Source organism: Oceanobacillus manasiensis, from assembly GCF_000724085.1.
Lineage (GTDB): Bacteria > Bacillota > Bacilli > Bacillales > Amphibacillaceae > Oceanobacillus_B > Oceanobacillus_B manasiensis.
Map to the genome: position 1 here is coordinate 1,142,120 of NZ_CCDL010000001.1, position 18,400 is coordinate 1,160,519.

19 protein-coding genes are annotated in these 18,400 nt (G+C 39.1%); 12 read left to right on the forward strand and 7 right to left on the reverse strand.

The features are described from left to right. Positions 1 to 50 precede the first annotated feature (50 nt). Together BN985_RS05700 and BN985_RS05705 are read right to left on the reverse strand one after the other, a co-directional pair. Positions 51 to 392, reverse strand: coding sequence for a hypothetical protein (locus BN985_RS05700; RefSeq protein WP_042221675.1), 342 nt, complete (start codon positions 390 to 392; stop codon positions 51 to 53). Between the two features lie 172 nt (positions 393 to 564). Beyond that, complete coding sequence (locus BN985_RS05705; RefSeq protein WP_042221677.1) at positions 565 to 1,449, reverse strand: GNAT family N-acetyltransferase; 885 nt, start codon at positions 1,447 to 1,449, stop codon at positions 565 to 567. Between the two features lie 278 nt (positions 1,450 to 1,727). On the opposite strand from BN985_RS05705, the gene BN985_RS05710 reads away from it, so the two are divergent. The 5 genes from BN985_RS05710 (at position 1,728) to BN985_RS05730 (ending at position 7,270) form a co-directional block, all read left to right on the forward strand. Further along, on the forward strand, positions 1,728 to 3,647 hold the full coding sequence (locus BN985_RS05710) for a BglG family transcription antiterminator (RefSeq protein WP_042221679.1): 1,920 nt from the start codon (positions 1,728 to 1,730) through the stop codon (positions 3,645 to 3,647). Positions 3,648 to 3,840: 193 nt separating this feature from the next. Continuing rightward, the gene (locus tag BN985_RS05715; RefSeq protein ID WP_042221681.1) at positions 3,841 to 4,149 is read left to right on the forward strand and encodes a PTS lactose/cellobiose transporter subunit IIA; all 309 of its coding nucleotides are present in this window, start codon (positions 3,841 to 3,843) and stop codon (positions 4,147 to 4,149) included. Between the two features lie 19 nt (positions 4,150 to 4,168). Next, a complete protein-coding gene (locus tag BN985_RS05720) occupies positions 4,169 to 4,474 on the forward strand; it encodes a PTS sugar transporter subunit IIB (protein ID WP_042221683.1) in 306 nt (101 codons plus the stop codon). A 49-nt stretch (positions 4,475 to 4,523) separates the two neighbouring features. After that, a complete protein-coding gene (locus BN985_RS05725) occupies positions 4,524 to 5,798 on the forward strand; it encodes a PTS sugar transporter subunit IIC (RefSeq protein WP_042221685.1) in 1,275 nt (424 codons plus the stop codon). A 50-nt stretch (positions 5,799 to 5,848) separates the two neighbouring features. After that, positions 5,849 to 7,270 carry a glycoside hydrolase family 1 protein gene (locus BN985_RS05730; RefSeq protein WP_042221686.1) on the forward strand — a complete coding sequence of 474 codons (1,422 nt, stop codon included), beginning with the start codon at positions 5,849 to 5,851 and terminating at the stop codon, positions 7,268 to 7,270. 246 nt (positions 7,271 to 7,516) lie between these two features. Here the strand turns inward: BN985_RS05730 and BN985_RS05735 are convergent, their stop codons facing one another. Together BN985_RS05735 and BN985_RS05740 are read right to left on the reverse strand one after the other, a co-directional pair. Continuing rightward, complete coding sequence (locus tag BN985_RS05735) at positions 7,517 to 8,710, reverse strand: AGE family epimerase/isomerase (RefSeq protein ID WP_042221688.1); 1,194 nt, start codon at positions 8,708 to 8,710, stop codon at positions 7,517 to 7,519. Between the two features lie 57 nt (positions 8,711 to 8,767). Next, a complete protein-coding gene (locus BN985_RS05740) occupies positions 8,768 to 9,214 on the reverse strand; it encodes a hypothetical protein (RefSeq protein WP_042221689.1) in 447 nt (148 codons plus the stop codon). Between the two features lie 145 nt (positions 9,215 to 9,359). On the opposite strand from BN985_RS05740, the gene BN985_RS05745 reads away from it, so the two are divergent. Next, positions 9,360 to 10,739 (forward strand): processed acidic surface protein, encoded by a 1,380-nt coding sequence (locus tag BN985_RS05745; RefSeq protein WP_052360618.1) that lies wholly within the window; start codon positions 9,360 to 9,362, stop codon positions 10,737 to 10,739. A 37-nt stretch (positions 10,740 to 10,776) separates the two neighbouring features. Next, on the forward strand, positions 10,777 to 11,337 hold the full coding sequence (locus BN985_RS05750; RefSeq protein ID WP_084157504.1) for a class D sortase: 561 nt from the start codon (positions 10,777 to 10,779) through the stop codon (positions 11,335 to 11,337). Positions 11,338 to 11,372: 35 nt separating this feature from the next. Here the strand turns inward: BN985_RS05750 and BN985_RS05755 are convergent, their stop codons facing one another. After that, positions 11,373 to 11,792, reverse strand: a complete 420-nt coding sequence (locus tag BN985_RS05755) for a hypothetical protein (RefSeq protein WP_156960079.1) — start codon at positions 11,790 to 11,792, stop codon at positions 11,373 to 11,375. 211 nt (positions 11,793 to 12,003) lie between these two features. On the opposite strand from BN985_RS05755, the gene BN985_RS05760 reads away from it, so the two are divergent. After that, positions 12,004 to 12,942, forward strand: a complete 939-nt coding sequence (locus BN985_RS05760; RefSeq protein WP_198029972.1) for a nuclease-related domain-containing protein — start codon at positions 12,004 to 12,006, stop codon at positions 12,940 to 12,942. Here the strand turns inward: BN985_RS05760 and BN985_RS05765 are convergent. Further along, complete coding sequence (locus BN985_RS05765; protein WP_042221694.1) at positions 12,939 to 13,481, reverse strand: hypothetical protein; 543 nt, start codon at positions 13,479 to 13,481, stop codon at positions 12,939 to 12,941. The genes BN985_RS05760 and BN985_RS05765 overlap by 4 nt on opposite strands. A 205-nt stretch (positions 13,482 to 13,686) precedes the next feature. Beyond that, positions 13,687 to 14,775 carry a C40 family peptidase gene (locus BN985_RS05770; protein WP_052360620.1) on the reverse strand — a complete coding sequence of 363 codons (1,089 nt, stop codon included), beginning with the start codon at positions 14,773 to 14,775 and terminating at the stop codon, positions 13,687 to 13,689. Between the two features lie 341 nt (positions 14,776 to 15,116). Here BN985_RS05770 and BN985_RS05775 point away from each other — a divergent pair, with 341 nt between their 5' ends. From BN985_RS05775 to BN985_RS05790, 4 genes are all read left to right on the forward strand, one after another. Next, positions 15,117 to 15,881, forward strand: coding sequence for a YveK family protein (locus BN985_RS05775; protein ID WP_042221696.1), 765 nt, complete (start codon positions 15,117 to 15,119; stop codon positions 15,879 to 15,881). After that, the gene (locus BN985_RS05780) at positions 15,856 to 16,557 is read left to right on the forward strand and encodes a CpsD/CapB family tyrosine-protein kinase (protein WP_042221698.1); all 702 of its coding nucleotides are present in this window, start codon (positions 15,856 to 15,858) and stop codon (positions 16,555 to 16,557) included. Before BN985_RS05775 ends, BN985_RS05780 begins: the two co-directional genes overlap by 26 nt. 253 nt (positions 16,558 to 16,810) lie before the next feature. Then, the gene (locus tag BN985_RS05785) at positions 16,811 to 17,575 is read left to right on the forward strand and encodes a tyrosine-protein phosphatase (protein ID WP_042221700.1); all 765 of its coding nucleotides are present in this window, start codon (positions 16,811 to 16,813) and stop codon (positions 17,573 to 17,575) included. 143 nt (positions 17,576 to 17,718) lie between these two features. Beyond that, positions 17,719 to 18,384, forward strand: coding sequence for a response regulator transcription factor (locus BN985_RS05790; RefSeq protein ID WP_042221701.1), 666 nt, complete (start codon positions 17,719 to 17,721; stop codon positions 18,382 to 18,384). The last annotated feature ends 16 nt before the right edge of the window (positions 18,385 to 18,400 follow it).

Here is an 18,400-nt window from a genome sequence, read left to right on the forward strand (position 1 = left end):
AGTGAAACCACAGCACCCATTGAATCTCAATATCCCTAGAGTTTCTATAACTATATTAAAAAGTAAATTGCCACTGCAATAAGCACTGGTGTTACAATACTTTTCATTTTATTTTTCCTCCACATATCAACCGTAATTGTAAGGCCTGCTATAACCATTAAGGAAATTCCAATTAACTTAATGATAGTTAGTGTCAGTAGATTTCCAAGAGAAGCGAAGAAACAACCAATTACAAGGGAGCCGATAGTGAAAATAAAATGTGGCGATTTAAAATCCTTCTTGGCAGAGTTCCTATCAGCTGTATCCATTTTTAAATAAGCTTGAACAATCATGAAAGTTGGTATTCCCCACGTAATAAGGAAGGTAACCAATGAATCAGTATCTATATTCAAATTTAGTCCTCCTCATCTAGTACAAAAAACCAATTAAAATCACCTTTAAGGTAGGATGGGTGTTTTGGAGGCTTATTAAAATAAATTCAAAAAAAATAATTGAAAATGAAGTCTGCAATAATATAACCATTATTCATTTCTTCTACGTAGGTTGAAGTTGTTGTGATATTACCTACTTCTTTCCTACATCCTTAGTAAATGAAATCAAGTCATGCTGATGCTGGAAACCAACTTTTTTATATAAATTAATGGCATTTTGATTTGTGGAGTTAACACACAGTGTAATGGAATCCATGCTCTCAAATGTAAATAACCATTTTAAGGATCCCGCTAATAATTGTCTTCCAATTCCTTTTCCTCTCACGATTGGAGCAACAGCAAAAAATTTAATACTTGCTTCACCAAACTCTGGCTCTGCTTCTACATAAATATAGCCAGAGAGTTCTTCATTTTTGGTTATGACGAAAACTTTCCTATTTTCGTTCAACCGTTTCATTATTTGCTCACCATCATAATAAGCATTAGGAAATGCTTCATTATGAAGCTGTTTCATTGTATGGTGATGTTTTGGAGTTAATTCCTCCAGACGGTTTCCCTCCAACTTATTACTATTACTACGTGAGAAAACCAATATTGTTTCATCACTATATTTATTAAAGGAGAGGTCTCTTGCTAGTTGGCACACTCTAGTATTTTTCAAATTTGGGAACATCTCCAGGGAATCTATCTCCTTTGGTAGCAATGAAATAGCTTTTTCCCACATAGAAAAAACAATATCCCACTTATCTTTATTGATAAATGGACCCCATATTTCCGCGCTTTTATCCTCCAGGTCAGCATCAAATCCCAATACACCTACAAGCTGATTATTCTCATATGCACCAACAAAGCTATCGAAATACGGTACATCTGTGATTTCCTCTTGCATGTATTTTGCAACCTCTTTTTGATCCGTTCCACAATACCCAATATGTGATTCCTCACGATTATTTAGTTTGGAAATGAAGGTGGAAACTTCTTCAATATCGGCTTTATTAATCCCTCTAATTTTGCACATAGTGATATCCCCATTTCTCACTTTAAGATAGCTATTATCTATTTTCGACATTATTGGTTTAAATCCTGCAATACTGTATGGTTCTGTGAAAAGTAACTGTCGAGTATATAGAACTAATTAATTAGATAATTTGTGCTATGATAGATTATCGAATATTGTCGAAGAATCACGTTTTATAGTACTTTTTTTCCTTAGCTTAGGAAATGAAATGTATGTCTGAACAATGCAAGCGCTATTATAATAGAAAAGTATAAGCAACAAAAGAAGAGGTGTTTGATATGAATAAAAGATTGCAAGAGCTGTTAAGGCAATTGATAGGAAGAAAAGAAGTCATTACCAGTGCACAGCTAGCAGTGCTATTACAAGTAACCTCTCGAACGATTAGAAGTGATATTAAATTATTAGACGAAATACTCCAGAAGTCAGGTGGCTATATAAAATCACTCCGTGGTCATGGATACCAATTAGAAATTATAGATGATCAAAAATTTAAATCGTTACTTGAATCTGTCATGTTAAAAGATGTTACCGTTCCTGTTGAGCCTGAGGAACGCGTACGATATCTAGTAAAGCGCTGCTTATTACAGAATGACTATATAACGATGGAAGCTTTAGCTGACGAGTTGTTTATAAGTAGATCAACATTACAAAATGATATAAAACAAATGAAACATATTATTGAAAAATATCAGCTTCAGTTGATAACAAAACCTAAATATGGTTTAAAAATAGAGGGCGAAGAGCAACAAATTAGGTATGCTATATCTGAAGAGGTTTTTAAAAGAGATTCAACGTCCCTGTTAAATTTAACTAGTGAGGCTTCCTGGTTACTGCCAACAGAAATAATGGAAACAATCAAGTCAACCATTTTACTAAATTTAAGAAAGTTCAATCTAAGTTTATCAGATATGGCCTTAAGTAACTTAGTGATCCATATAGCGATTGCAAGTAAACGAATTAAAAACAATTATTATGTTTCATCCATAAAAAACGAGGAGAAAGACATAACCAACTCAAAGGAATATCAAGTAGCAAGTTCTATTATAAAAGGGATTGAGGAAAGCTTGCTTATTACGTTTCCTAAAGTTGAAATTTACTATGTAACTATGCATTTATTAGGAACTAAACTATTTCTGCCAAATGATACAAATACCACATTAGATCGCTTCAATAAAGAGATTATTGAAACAGTTAAGGAAGTAATTCACAAAGTAAGCAATGAAATGCAATTAGATATTGAAAAGGATGAGGAGCTTTTTTATAGTATCGCGATTCATCTGAAACCAGCAATCTACCGTTACCAAAATGGGATGAATGTGAGAAATCCTATTCTTAATGCGATAAAAGAAAACCACCCTATTGCCTTTGAAGCCGGTATTATCGCGGGTAAAATAATCGAAAAGCGCCATCAAATTGAAATAGATGAAAATGAAGTTGGCTATATTGCCATGCATATTGGTGCTGCGATCGAACGGAATAAGTTAAAAGTTTGGCCAACCCGTTGCTTGATTGTGTGTACAACAGGGATGGGAAGCTCCAAATTGTTATTTTACAAATTAAGAGCAAAAATGGGAGAGCATCTAACAATTGTAGGGACGACAGAACTACACAATTTAGATAGTTATTCAGAACAAAACATTGACCTAATTATAAGTACCGTTCCTTTGCCTGACAATATTACAATTCCTCATGTGGTAGTAAGTACAATATTGGATAGCAAGGATTTGGCAAATATAAGTAATCATTTAGAAGAAAGTGGAGAAGACATTGTAGCCAAATATTTAGAGCCTTCGCGTATTTTCCTAGGCCAAGAGCTTACTAATCCTGAAGAGGTCATCACATTTCTTGGTAACAAACTAATGGAAAAGAAAATCGTTAAAGATACCTTTGTATCTTCTGTGATGAGTAGGGAGGAAGCTGCTTCTACTAGTTATGGAAATTTGGTAGCTATTCCTCATCCAATGAATCCACAGTCAGATCAAACGTTTTGGTCGGTTTGTATTTTAAAAGAACCGATAGAATGGGGCCAGAATAAAGTGCAGGTTGTATTCTTACTTCATGTTGCACAAAACAACCAAGAAGAGTTAGGTCCCATGTATCAAAAAATCATTCAACTAGTCGACAATAAAGATATTATTCAACAATTAGTTGCAAGCAAGTCACCAACAGACGTTATAACGATCTTAAGAAAAGTGTAAAGGGCCGCCTTTGCGCTTTTTCTATTTTAAGAACTTCATTACAGCCTTTTTAACACCCTGATTAAAACCTTTCCTAAGGAAACGCTTACCAACTTCCTTTGTAACGGAAAAACATCCTCTTTAATTGGATGAGATGGGGGCTTAAAATAAAGAAGAACAAACGTTAACGGTTCACATAAGGAGGTCAAACATATTGGATTATCAACAGATTATCATGGAAATCATCGTAAACGGTGGTAATGCAAGAAGTAATGCGTTATTAGGTATTAAAGAAGCAAAGAACGGCGAAATTACCAAAGCGAAAGAGCTAATAGAACTTGCAGAGCAAGATCTTAGCAAGGCACACCGTGTTCAAACTGATTTAATTCAGGCTGAAACTAGAGGTGAAAAGTCAGAAATAACGTTACTGATGGTACATGCTCAAGATCATCTTATGAATGCCATGACAGTGAAGGAACTAGCAACAGAGCTTATTGATGTATATCAAAAAATGAATAATTAAAAATTAGGAGGAATTCATTATGAAAAATATTTTACTAGTTTGTGCAGCAGGAATGTCTACAAGTATGCTTGTTAACAAAATGGAAGAAGCAGCTAAAGGTTCAGAAGAGGAAATTAAAATTAACGCAACATCAGGTGGAGATTTAGAAAAATATGTGCAAGATGCTGATGTGCTCTTGCTAGGTCCACAGGTTTCCTATTTGAAAGGTGATTACCAGAAAAAATATGACTCCATTCCTGTAGAAGTCATTAATAGCCTAGATTATGGAACGATGAATGGACAAAAGGTTCTAGATTGGGCATTGGATTTAATTGAATCTAAATAGCTCGTTCTAACTATGTAATGATAATCTATTGATGAATGGAGTGTTAAATATGAGTTCACGTAGTGAAGCTTTTCAGGCTAAATTGCAGCGTGTTTCAGGAAAGATAGGAGAGAATAGATACTTAAAATCAGTATCTGAAGGATTGCTCCTTGCACTACCCGTTATAATTATCGGGGCTCTTTCCACATTAATTGCAAATATTAATATCACGGCATACCAAGACTTTATAACGGAAACCGGGTTAAAAGGAGTCTTAAACCTGCCAGCACAGGTTACGATTTCGTTAATAGCACTATATGCAGTGTTTTGTATAGCTTATAAATTAACTACCTTCTATAAACAAGATGGCGTAGTAGCAGGGATTATTGCTTTAATATCTTTCTTTGTCCTTACACCTTTCTTAGTGGTAGATGACGCCACAACGATACCTGTTGAGTTTCTCGGTGCCCAAGGGCTCTTTGTAGCCATTATAGTCGGACTGTTGTCTGCTAGATTGTATGTATTTATTGTAGAGAGTGGTTGGGCGATTAAAATGCCCCCTGGGGTTCCTCCAACTGTAGAAAAAACCTTTGCTGGACTAGTTCCAGGAATTCTCATTGTAATCCTTTTTACGATTATAAGTGGGTTATTTAAATTAACCAGTTTTGAAAGCGCACACGAATTTGTCTATTCATTTGTCCAAGCCCCATTACAAAATATTGGTGGCGGATTTTGGTCCATGATCGTCCTTATTCTTGTGGTTCATACGTTATGGCTATTCGGTATTCATGGTACCTTAGCAATCTTGCCTATTCTTTATGGAGTTTGGATCCCGCTTGGTCTTGAAAATTTAGATGCTATAGCTGCTGGTAACGCACCAGAGAACATAGTTAACACTGGATTCTTAGCTATTGCCATCATTATTGGTGGAGCAGGTGCTACCCTATCGCTTTCAATTTTATTAACATTTTTTGCGAAGAGTAAACGGTATAAAACATTAGGTAAGCTCGCTATTGTACCTGGGATCTTTAATATTAATGAACCTATGATTTTCGGATTACCAATTGTTTTGAATCCATATTTAGCAATACCTTTCATACTGGCTCCATTAGTTAATGGTATTATTTCATACACGCTAATGAACCTAGGAGTATTCCCACTAGTAAACGGACTTCATATGCCAGTAGGTACACCAGTATTTGTGAACTCCATTCTAGCGGGATCTGTAATGCTCATTTTATTACAGGCTATTCTAATCGTTATTAACATATTTATTTACTGGCCGTTCTTCAAAATTATAGATAAAAAGGCTTTAGACGAAGAAACGACAACTGCTGATGCATAGATGCCAGATAATAAGTTGCAAAAAAGTAGCAAAATAGAGGAGTGAGAGCGTTGAAACAAACAAAAAAAGCATTTCCTAATGACTTTCTGTGGGGTGGGGCAATTGCGGCTAACCAAGCAGAGGGCGCATGGAATGAAGATGGCAAAGGTGTCTCCATTGCAGATGTAGTAAGAGGCGGTATTATTTCTGGTGTAGCTGATAGGGAGATTGATCCTGAAAAATACTACGCTAGCCATGAAGCCATTAACTTTTATCATGAATACAAAAACGACGTTGCAATGTTCGCTGAAATGGGCTTTTCACTGTTTAGAACTTCAATTAACTGGACAAGAATCTTTCCAAATGGTGATGAGGAGGAGCCAAATGAAGCGGGGTTACAATTTTATGATGACCTTTTTGATGAATTAATAAGTAAAGGTATCCAGCCAATGGTGACTATATCACATTATGAAACACCTTTACATCTATTGGATGAATATGGCGGTTGGGAAAATCGTAAGTTAATAGATTTCTTCAGCAGGTATTGTGAAGTCATCTTCCAAAGATACAAGGATAAAGTTAAATACTGGATGACCTTTAATGAAGTAAACAATATGCATAAAATTCCTTATGCAGCAGGTGCTTGCCGTATTGAGGATGGACCCGACAAGTTACAAAGGGTGTACCAAGCAAGTCATCACCTCTTCTTAGCAAATTCCATGGCGGTCAAGCTGGGAAAAATTATCATGCCAGAGAATGAAGTAGGTTGTATGCTTTCTTTAAGTGCATTTTATCCAAATACTTGTCATCCTGATGACGTGTTTGGTGCATATGAAAACAGAAGAAAATCCCTCTTTTTCTCAGATGTTATGCTAAGAGGAGAATATCCAACTTATGTAAATCGTATACTTAAAGAGCACAACGTTACGATTGAGAAAGAAGCAGGGGATGAACAATTACTTAAGGAATATACGTGCTCATTCTTAGCATTTAGTTACTATCTGACCTCTACTTATAAAGCGGGGACGCCGATTTATGAATCAACGGGCGGTAGCATTGGATACGAAAACCCATATCTGGAAAACTCAGATTTTGGTTGGCCAATTGATCCTAAGGGGCTAAGGTATGTGTGTAACGAGCTTTATGATCGTTACCAAAAACCACTTTTTGTCGTAGAAAATGGGCTTGGTGCCAAAGATGAAATCGCTGAAGATGGAAAAATTCATGATGACTATCGCATTGAATATTTACGCAAGCATCTAGTCGAATTGCATGAAGCACTTGAAGATGGATGTGAAATCTTAGGTTATACGTATTGGGGACCTATCGATATCGTTAGTGCCGGATCAGGTCAAATGGCAAAAAGGTATGGCTTTATCTATGTAGATAAAGATGACTATGGTAACGGTTCATTAAAAAGAATGAAAAAAGACAGTTTCGACTGGTATAAAAAAGTAATAGAAACAAATGGCGAATATTTATATAAAGATTAGTAAATCAGAGGCTCTCTCTTAACTGGGAGCCTTGTTTTTTTGAAGTAAATCGAGAGGACAGTGAAGTGACAAGACAGCATCTCGAAGTGACAAGGCAGTGCTGCAAAGTGACAAGACAGCCCTCCGAAGTGACAAGACAGCACCCCAAAGTGACAAGACAGCCCTCCGAAGTGACAAGACAGCACCTCAAAGTGAAACCACAGCACCTCAAAAAGAGGCGCACTACCAAATGTGATGCGCCACTCATCAAGCGCCGGCCAGCACGCGCAATGTCTCATAGTAATTCGCGATTGGATGGTAGTCGGCTTTTGCCTTTTCGCTTTTAATCGCGCTTTGCCGCAGATTATCGCGGAATAGGGTGTTAAACCAGCCACCACCATGCTTCTGGTCAATAAAGCTCTCCGAACAATAATCCAGCATGGCTTCATAGCGTTGCCAGTAGGCGGGTTTGCCTAATTTCACCGCAAGTAGGGCGGAGGCTCCGAATGTTTCGGCTTGGACCCAGTAATATTTATCGGTATCCATCATGACTTTGTCTGCGGAAATGGAATAAATGATGCCACCATATTCGGTATCCGCACCCTTTTGATAGCCTTCTTGGTATAAGTGAATTGCTCTGTCTAACATCCATGGCTCACTTATATGCCGATCAAGCATCATCAGCAGCTTGCTCCACTCAATGGAATGGCCTGGTATAAAGCCATTTGGGCGGAATTCCTGCTTGCTTTCTTCTGTTTCTACGAAGGTCCAGTCTGGCTGCCAATCAGGAGTAAAATGCTCCCAAATGAGTCCCTTTGTTTGAGCCGCCAAACGACCAGTTACAGCGTCCGCAATCTCATAAGCTCGCTCTAAATACACCTTTTCAGAGGTTGCTTCATATGCGGCAATCATTGCTTCACACATATGCATATTGGCATTTTGCCCGCGGTACGCTGACATTTCAGACCAGTCAGCAGTCAGTTCATCCGCATACAAATGATGCTTTGCTTCCCAGAAATGTTCCTCAAGCACCTGATAAACAGATTCTATCACTTCGCGCGCCCACTCAATTCCAGCCGAGTATGCCTTTGAAGCTGCAAGCAATACAAACGCATGACCATAGGCATACTTCTTATCCTCGGTGACTTTCTGGCCATCCAATGTCCAAAAATAACCACCATTCTCCTTATCCTGGTGATGCTCCTGCAAGAAACGCAAGCCATGTTCGGCAGCTTCTATACAAAAATCACCACGGCCAAGAATAGCGCCAATGCTGAAGTTATAAATGAAGCGTGAGGTCCCGACTAAGTGTTTCGTCGTGTCGGAACTAAGCTCACCATTGTCATAGAAACTATGATAATACCCGCCATTTTCGTAATCCATGCAGGTCGGATAATAAAAAGCTAACGTATCATCTATTTGCTGATACAACCAGTTTTCCGAGTATCTTTCCGGTCCCATAAAATCATCTCCCAATTGAAATGTAAGTTAAGGAACTATTCCCGGCAAAATCCAACTTTAAAACGATTGCTCTTTCTTCTTGTTCATTAATTTTACAAATGGTAATAGGATGACAAGTAGAAAGACAGGGAAGAACAAAGGCTGAAGTAAATTGCCAATCGGCAGGGATGTCACCAGCAATAAAATGAAGCTCAAAACAATAATCCCAGCAAAGAGAACACTATTCATAATGATAAATAATTTGATAACTTCCTTTTTTTTAAAAGCACGTAAATACATCACAATCATTACGATAACGAACAAAACAATAAAGATTAACTCAACATTCGATGTCCACATGCCAATTTGTGCGATAGATTGTGCTTCTTCTCCGGTAATGGAGCCACTCCCTCTTGTAGTGACACGATAATTATCCAGCGCAACATAGCCGAGATAGGAAACGAGCATCAACGTTATGTATATAAGATAAAAGATTCTTTCTCCCTTAGATTGTAATAGTTTCATGAGGCACCTCCTCATCCCATTCTAACAGTTTTTATTAATCAAATCTTTACAAAAAAATATTATTAAAAAATAGATTGCCAGAACACCTGTTCAAGGCTATAATCATTTCAGGAAGATTAGCAAAATTAGGAAATGAGGAGAAGAAATGAAAAAATGGGCATTGGCTTTATTGGCTTTTGTACTATTCGTTGTCGCTGTTATGCCAGGCTATGCAAGTGCAGGGCAGAACGCTGGATTTGAAAAGGATTTAAGCAAATACTTGGAAAGGGTCAGCAAAGAGAGAGGTTTTACAGTGACACAAACAGACATCGAGTATTCCCTCACATTATATGAAGATACATTGGACAACTTTGAAACAGTGGAAGACTTAGAAGGTTGGTTAGGAGAGGTCATTCGAAAAGATGGCCGGAACTTACGTAGTGTATATGAAAGTTATGAATTTACTAAAGCAGACTTAGAAGCTCTATTAGCTGAAAATGGGGAAACACTGGAAGACTATGTATTTATAGATGACCTCTACCAAGCGATCGACTTTTATGTAGAAGAAAAGGTTGTACGCGACCCAGATTTTGATAAAAATCTAGAGATTCGTTTAAAAGAAGTTAGCAAAATAAGAGGTTTCACGGTTACCCGTGAGGATATTGTGGCATCACTAGCCCGATATGAAGAATCACTGGATAATTTTAAAACGATAGATCGTCTTTTCGACTTCCTAGGCGAAATTATTAAAGAAGATTTGAGCAATCTTGATTACTTTGCCGACTTCTATGACGTGAGTAAATCTGAGCTGCTCGATCTTTTGAATGAAAACGGGCTTGATATCAATGATTATATTTTTATTGATGATCTTGATCAGGATATAAGTGGTTATTTTGAGGACATGTACCTCATCGATGAATTAAGCGTATTAATGGAAGAGTATGGGTTGACCATGGAAGAAATTGAACGCTTGGAAGCACATTTCCTTTCTATTTTTGAAACGATGGATGACGAAATGCTAGAGCGCATTTTTAATTTGGCTGAGCGCATGATGGCATTTGAAGACTTTGACACAGCAACAGAATTAACACCAAAAGAGGCAGCCGAATTACTGTCCATTTACAAAGAATTCATTTCCATTTTCCAGTTGAAAGTAGAATTTAGCTTAATTAAAGATGGCACAGAAAAGCCATTATCCTTAACTGCCTTGTTCAATATGACAGAGCTTGTGAACGCAGACTTGAAAATCTCACTTTATAATCTAGAAGACATATTTCTGGCTGACTTGATAATTACTGGGGAAATGGTAGAATCCAAGACCATACATGATACAGGAAAAGCTTTATCAAGTGGTACCGACAAACCGGAGTCTAAGCCAGTCAAAAATGCGGTCTCTACAGACGAAACAACGCCAACGACTGTAAAAGGCGGAAAGCTGCCGAAAACAGCTTCCAATTATGGCATGAACAGTCTTGCAGGATTATTTATTATCGGGGCAGGCTTTGTGCTCTATCGTAGAACAAGGACAACCAACCTTGAAAAGTAAAAAGCGATTGTTTCTGTTAGTCAGCGCCCTCCTGCTTATGGCAGGGGGGATCTGGTTAACCACAACCAGTGGATGGACCTTTTTAACAGGATATAGTCTTGGTGGGGGAGGGGAGAATGAAGTGTCCGCTGAACCTGTGGAAGTCGAAATTGCTCAAGAGAAAAAAGTAGCAGACTCCGACGTGCTTTATCCAACTCGCCCAGAAATTGGCGACGAAATCGGAGCACTTTCCATCCCTAAACTAAAGGCCGTTTTGCCGATTTTCCACGGGACAGATGAAGATGAACTAGCCAAGGGTGTCGGCCATTTTGCAGATAGTGTCCTACCAGGAGAAAAAGACAATTCCGTTCTATCTGGCCATCGCGATACGGTATTTCGCAAGCTAGGGGAAGTTGGTGTTGGGGATGAACTTGTTGTTACAACAGAAGCAGGGGAGTTCACGTACAAGGTACGCAAGGTGCGGATTGTCGACGCAGATGACCGAACCGTTATCGTACCAAAACCACGTGCCACACTAACTGTCAGCACATGCTATCCATTCGACTTTATTGGCTCAGCACCTGAGCGTTATATTTTAGAAGCATATTTGGTTAGGTGAGAACCTGGACTCTGTCCGGGTTTTTTAATTGGAGATTATTGGGGATCAGCATTGCGCTTCATACGATATATCTCCGTCCGATTTGCCCACACATCATCTCGTAGCATCGTCAGTTGGGCGGCTTGATTGTAAGCTTCTTCTTTTAATTCCCCAAATTCCTTAGCGTTTGATAATTTTAAACCACCCATTTCTGCCTTCAATGTCTCCTGCCCCGCCAAAAGACCACGAAGCATTTGACTGTGATCATCCAGTTTGGTGTCATGGGTGTCTAACTTGGTTTCCATATTATCTAATCGATTTTCAATCTTGTCCAACCGAATTTCGGCATTGCCTAGTCGATTGTCCATCTTGTCCAACCGATTTTCGACATTGTCTAGTCGGTTGTCTATCTTGTCCAATCGATCCCCAATCTGTCCAAGCATCCCAATGATTTGATCTTCTTTTTGCATGTTCATCACCTCCTTGTTTTCAGCTTTATTATAACACACCAGGTAATTAACAAAAGATGATAATACTCGATTTTCCTTGAGCGTGTAGGTCCCAAATTTCCTTTTCTCTTAAGTGAAAAATTTGAAATAGAGGTCCTTTCTATAATGAAAATTAATTTTTATAGATTTCTCACACTATCAAATAGAAGGTATGATAGCAGGTAAAAAGGAGAACGAAATGATTATAAAAAAAAGAAACAAAACAGAGCTCGATCAATATGAGGCACTACTATCAAGGATTAGGCCAGACCATCCAAAATTTAGAGAAATGGAGGGTGATTTCGCACGGCGCAATAAGGGTTATATTGGCGAAAGGCAGGTGGACTATTATTTGGATGAACTCGCAGCCGAAATGACCATCTTACAAGATCTCAACCTATCCGTTGATGGGAAGAATATGCAGATTGATAATCTCCTAATCTCTCCACATGCAGCATATATAGTAGAAGTGAAAAATTACAGTGGCACCATACTTTTTGATACTTTCCTCCAACAATTCACCCGCGATGATGGTTCACAAGAAACAGGCTTCCGTCACCCCATCCAACAAGCAGAGCTGCAGAAACAACGCCTCCAAGCCTGGCTGCAAGAAAAGAATCTCCCACTTATTCCAATCTATTGCTTTATTGCGATCAGCAATCCGAGCACTATTATTAAAGTAGAAGGAGAAAAGGAGCACATCGCCAAAGTTGTCGCGCACGCTGCATATATACCAGGGAAGATTATGCATCAGGACAATGCGGTTGCTAAAAATACGCCCATTCAGCATCAAAAGCTAGGGGCCAAAATTCTGGGCGCATGTAAACAAACATACCATCTTCCCATGACGCGATACGGGATACAAGCCAAAGATATACTCCCAGGTGTTCACTGCCCAGCATGTAAATATCTTGGCATGCAACGAATCTATGGGACGTGGCTGTGCCCTAAGTGCAAAGTGAAAAGTAAAGCCGCGCATAAGAGGGCATTGCTGGATTACTTCTATTTAATTAAACCCAGCATTAGCAATCGGGAGTGTAGAAAATTTCTTGGAATCTCTTCAAAGAATATAACTACAAAACTCCTACAAAACTATTTAATATATGATAAGAAAAAAAGAAGATGGAGGAAACACTAAATGTAAAAATCAAGAGACGCACTAATCCCAAGAAGAGACGCAGCAATCCCAAGAAGAGGCGCAGCAGTCCCAAGAAGAGGCGCAGCAACCCCAAGAAGAGACGCAGTAACCTCAAGAAGAGACGCAGCAATCCCAAGAAGAGGCGCAGCAACCCCAAGAAGAGGCGCACCAGTCCCAAGAAGAGACGCAGCAATCCCAAGAAGAGACGCAGCAACCCCAAGAAGAGGCGCACTAGCCCAAAGAAGAGACGCAGCAATCTTAGGAAGAGGCGCACCAACCCCAAGAAGAGACGCAGCAATCCCAAGAAGAGACGCACCAGCCCAAGAAGAGACGCACCAGCCCAAGAAGAGACGCACCAGCCCAAGAAGAGGCGCACCAACCCAAAGAAGAGGCGCACCAATCCCAAGAAGAGGCGCACCAGCCCCAAGAAGAGACGCAGCAATCGCAAGAAGAGACGCACCAAACCCAAGAAGAGACGCAGCAATCCCAAGAAGAGACGCACCAAACCCAAGAAGAGACGCAGCTAAAAAATACCACAACCCCCAAAAAGAACTCCAGCCACGCTGGAGTTCCCATTAACCAAACCCAACCCCTCATTTAATAAAACCGTCTACCAAATGCCTCCAACCCAAAAAAACATGTTTAAACAAAAACAAAATGAGGAACCGTAATAATATAAACTCACCACAACCCAAAAAAAAGAACTCCAGCCCCGCTGGAGTTCCCCATTAACCAAAATCAATATTAATAAAACCGTTTAAATCCATCAAATTTGCTCTTCCAGTAGGAGTTGTTTAAGCTTGTTTTCGTAACGCCAGTGGATGAGCCTGCATGGATGAATTCATTGTTTCCGACATAGATTCCCATGTGGGAGATGCCAGCGCGGTAGGTGCCTGAGAAGAATACTAGGTCGCCTACTTGTGGTTTGCTTACATAGAATGAGCGATTATAGTAGCCATCTGTTGATAGGCGGCTAATATTACTCATGCCTGCTTTTTTGTATGCGTAGTAAATGAATCCGCTGCAGTCAAAGCCGCTTGGAGTGGAGCCACCCCATACATATGGTACACCGAATTGGCTTTTCGCTGTGGATACTAGTTTACTAACATTGTAGCTCACATTAGCAGTTGGCTTTTCACTAGCTGAGCTGTTGCTTGAGCTAGAAGAGCTGCTTGATCCGATGTTAAGCTTCTGACCAATTAGGATTAAGTCTGATTTTAAGTTGTTCCATTTTTTCAAGTTCGCTACAGTTGTACCATTTTGTGATGCGATACGTGATAGAGAATCACCTGATTTAACTGTATAAACCGTAGCTGATCCTGTTGACGGAGATTTGCTTCCGCCAGAACTTGAACTGCTTCCACTTGAACTAGAGCCACTAGAACTTGAGCTGGATCCTCCATTTTTGCTAACAACGAATTTGTTGCCTGGGAAGATGAGCGTGGAAGTCAAGCCATTCCAGTCCATTAAATTCTTTAGTGAAATGTTGTGTTTCGAGGCAATGCCACTTAATGTGTCGCCACTTTTCACAGTGTATGTAGAGTTAGATGATGTAGATGTATTAGTAGTAGAATTAGAACTAGAACTAGAATTAGATGTATTGGATGATTTCTTAGATGTTTCCAGAACCTGGTTCGGGAAGATAATGTCACCTGATAGTTTGTTGATTGATTTCAACTCGGAAACACTCGTGTTGTATTTCTGTGCGATGGTCCAAAGTGAGTCGCCGCCTTTTACTTTATATGACGCTGCCTCTGCTTCTTCTGCACCGACAATGGCTGTTGCTATAGCTGCACCAGCAGTAATCGACATGATCATTTTCTTATTGGCCAAAGTCGTATCCCCCTGTATAATTTGTGTTTTCTTTCCATAATCTACTAGAAAGTAATTTTATTATATATCCTTCGACAAAAGATTCATAGACAACTAGAAACATTGTAATGTAACTGTAATATAAATAAACACAAACTCCTATTATAGGTATTTAGTCACGACCTAATTCCCCCCTCTCCACACCAATCTTGCTGTAACCTGCACTACCTCCTCCCTTCTAAAATTGTTAAAAATTATAAAAAAAAGATTTTAAACACTAGCATTTATGATATAATTTCATATTGTAATGTCGAAATACGGTAGAAAAAAACTTAGATTAAGAGGAAGATGGGGGTACCAGCATGGAAGAGACTATTTCCCTGAAGGAGATATTCGGGGTCATCAAGAAACGCTTGCTATTGATACTTGCCTTTGTTTTTGGGGCAGCGTTGATCGCAGCAGTAGTGAGTTATTTTGTCCTGACACCGACATATGAATCAAGTTCACAATTCATTGTTAACCAGGGGCAGCAGGATCCGGAAGTTCAATACAATGTCAATGATATACGAGCCAATGTTGAAATTATAAATACATACAATGTTATTATTAAAAGTCCAGCTATTTTAGATGAAGTAGTAGAAGAATTAAACCTTCCTTACGGCTCCACAACATTAGGAAACAAGCTTCAAGTTTCCAATGCGGAAAATTCACAGGTGGTGTCCGTGACAGCAACGGATGAGAGCCCGGAACTGGCGGTAGATATTGCCAATACGACTGTTTCTACCTTTCAAGAGAATCTTCCGGAATTTATGAATGTTGATAATGTAAAAGTTTTGTCAGAAGCTGAGTTAAGCGAAAATCCTTCTCCAGTTGCGCCAAATCCAGTACTCAATATTGCAATTGCGATCGTGCTGGGTGGTATGGTAGGTGTAGGATTATCCTTCTTACTAGAATACTTGGATAACACAGTGACGACAGAAGAAGACCTTGAGAAGAAACATGGTCTAGCCGTTTTAGGTGTGATCGCACATATCGATACAGATGACCTGCATGGAGATCAGTTCTCCTTCCAGGCAAAATCACAAAAAAGGGGTGGCTTTGATGGCGCGCAGAAAAAAACAAGCTAGACAAACGAACAAAATGCGGCACCTGATTGCCAAGCTCAACCCGAAGTCCCCTATTTCCGAGCAGTATCGTACCATTCGTACCAACCTGCAGTTCGCATCAGTAGATGAAGCACTACGTTCTATCTTAGTTACTTCATCAGGCCCGGGAGAAGGGAAGTCAATGACTACGGCTAACTTAGCGGTGGTATATGCACAGCAAGGGAAAAAAGTCTTGCTTATCGATGCTGATTTAAGAAAGCCGACGGTACATTATACCTTCCGTCTCGATAACCTTCGGGGATTAAGCAACATTCTAGTTGGAGAAAACACGATAGAAGAAGCGGTTAATCGTTCAGATGTTGATAATTTAGATGTTATTTCATGTGGTCCAATTCCGCCGAATCCATCAGAATTGCTAGCATCTAGAAAAATGGAACAATTTCTTATCGATGCAAGACAGTCTTATGATATGGTGATTTTTGATACGCCTCCAGTCCTTGCCGTAACAGATGCGCAAATTTTAGCCAATATTGTGGATGGTGCACTATTAGTGGTGCGCAGTAAGCATACTGAAGACGAAGCGGTTGAAAAAGCAAAAGAAGCACTCGAGCCAGCAAGAGCGAAATTGCTTGGTGCTGTGCTTAATGATCGTGAGAAGAAGGCATCAAACTATCATTATTACTATGGTACAAATTAATAGAGGGAACTCCCTGCAATCAAAAGAGCAGGGAGTTTTTTCTTTGTAACAGCAAATCTGTAATAACAAATCATAGCTAGACCATTTATATTTTGGTACAATCGGAATGGGTCAATAGTCCTAAAAATAGTTAATGATTTTTTACATTCATTAATTTGGTAGAGACTTACAAAATCTGCTATAATATACAGTAATATTTGAATAATTCAAACGAATAAAAACACCAAAGAAATAGTAAAGGGAAGTGAATGGAATGATCGATATTCATAGTCATATATTACCAGGTGTTGATGACGGTGCACAGACAGAGTCAGACAGCATAGAAATGGCAAAGGCTGCTGTAGAGCAGGGGATTCATACGATCATAGCTACCCCACATCATAGAAATGGAAAATACGATAATGAACGCGACACTGTTATGCGAAATGTGGAGATACTAAGTGAACTATTAGTTAGAAAAGATATCCCGTTAACCGTACTTCCGGGGCAGGAGGTACGTATTAATGGTGATATGATGGAAGAACTCGAAAACCAGATCATCCTTCCGCTAAATGAGACAAAATACATGTTTGTGGAGTTTCCATCAAGTAGTGTGCCACGCTATGCAGCGCAAATGCTATATGATATACAACTGGCTGGCTATACACCGATTATCGTGCATCCAGAACGAAACGCTGAACTAATCCAGGATCCGAATAAACTGTACGAGTTTGTCCGCAAGGGGGCGCTAACGCAAGTTACCGCAGCGAGTGTAATCGGTAAATTCGGGAAAAATATTCAAAAGTTCTCCCATCAGCTAATTGAATCTAACTTAACCCATTTTGTTGCGACAGATGCACATAATACCACAACACGTGGCTTTTGCTTACAGGAAGCAATGCAGGAAATTAAACAGGAATACGGTAGTGAATACTTTTATATGTTTATGGAAAACAGCCAATTATTAATAGATAACAGTAATGTAAATAAAATGGAACCTTTTAAGGTTAAGAAGAAAAAGTTTTTAGGCTTGTTTTAACAGACAAGGGGTGGGAGTACAGGTAGCGTACTCTCTTTTTAAACAAGCATGCAATCGGGGAAGGGGTTCCTCTTAGCATGACTTGAAAGCATCGTGCACAATAGAAGCAATAGATAACTAATGTAGTAAAAGGGGCAGTAATCATGATTAACGTTATGCTTGTGGAGGATCAACGCTTATTTAGCGAAGGGGTAGAGGCATTAATCTCCAATACTGATGACATTCAGGTCGTGGGGATTGCTACAAATGGCGAGGAAGCAATTGCTACATTTAAGAAATACTTACCGGACGTCGTCCTAATGGATATACATATGCCAGAGTTGGATGGAATAAAAGCAATGATCAAAATTAAAGAAAAGAACCCCGAAGTAAAGGTGATTCTGCTTACGACATATGCTGACGAGGAGCTCATTTTAGCTGGAATAAATGCAGGTGCAGACGGGTTCCTATTAAAAAGTCTCCGCTCAACTAGTTTGATCCGTAGTATTCGAGATGTCTATGAGAATGAAATCGTCTTATCTGGTTCTGCTGCTCGTATCCTGGCAGAAAAAATCCGTGAACAATCCTACACGAAAAAACAAATCCTTGACTGTAAACTTCAAAATCGCAATATCACCTTATCAAAAAGAGAACTGGATATCACCTATTTGCTTATGGATTATCATACTAATAAACAAATTGCCGAAAAACTCTTCCTTAGCGAAGGAACCATTAAAAATTATATTAGTGAACTCTATCATAAGTTTGAAATCCCAAACCGTAAGAAGCTTATCAACTACTTGCAGAATGTTATTAACAGGAAAAATTAGGTATATATTAGGCTAA

Coding starts and splice junctions, on each gene's coding strand:
- BN985_RS05705 (WP_042221677.1), bottom strand. CDS start 1,449: ATGTGCAAAATTAGAGGGATTAATAAAGCCGATATTGAAGAAGTTTCC.
- BN985_RS05710 (WP_042221679.1), top strand. CDS start 1,728: ATGAATAAAAGATTGCAAGAGCTGTTAAGGCAATTGATAGGAAGAAAA.
- BN985_RS05720 (WP_042221683.1), top strand. CDS start 4,169: ATGAAAAATATTTTACTAGTTTGTGCAGCAGGAATGTCTACAAGTATG.
- BN985_RS05725 (WP_042221685.1), top strand. CDS start 4,524: ATGAGTTCACGTAGTGAAGCTTTTCAGGCTAAATTGCAGCGTGTTTCA.
- BN985_RS05735 (WP_042221688.1), bottom strand. CDS start 8,710: ATGGGACCGGAAAGATACTCGGAAAACTGGTTGTATCAGCAAATAGAT.
- BN985_RS05740 (WP_042221689.1), bottom strand. CDS start 9,214: ATGAAACTATTACAATCTAAGGGAGAAAGAATCTTTTATCTTATATAC.
- BN985_RS05745 (WP_052360618.1), top strand. CDS start 9,360: ATGAAAAAATGGGCATTGGCTTTATTGGCTTTTGTACTATTCGTTGTC.
- BN985_RS05750 (WP_084157504.1), top strand. CDS start 10,777: ATGGCAGGGGGGATCTGGTTAACCACAACCAGTGGATGGACCTTTTTA.
- BN985_RS05755 (WP_156960079.1), bottom strand. CDS start 11,792: ATGAACATGCAAAAAGAAGATCAAATCATTGGGATGCTTGGACAGATT.
- BN985_RS05760 (WP_198029972.1), top strand. CDS start 12,004: ATGATTATAAAAAAAAGAAACAAAACAGAGCTCGATCAATATGAGGCA.
- BN985_RS05775 (WP_042221696.1), top strand. CDS start 15,117: ATGGAAGAGACTATTTCCCTGAAGGAGATATTCGGGGTCATCAAGAAA.
- BN985_RS05780 (WP_042221698.1), top strand. CDS start 15,856: ATGGCGCGCAGAAAAAAACAAGCTAGACAAACGAACAAAATGCGGCAC.
- BN985_RS05785 (WP_042221700.1), top strand. CDS start 16,811: ATGATCGATATTCATAGTCATATATTACCAGGTGTTGATGACGGTGCA.
- BN985_RS05790 (WP_042221701.1), top strand. CDS start 17,719: ATGATTAACGTTATGCTTGTGGAGGATCAACGCTTATTTAGCGAAGGG.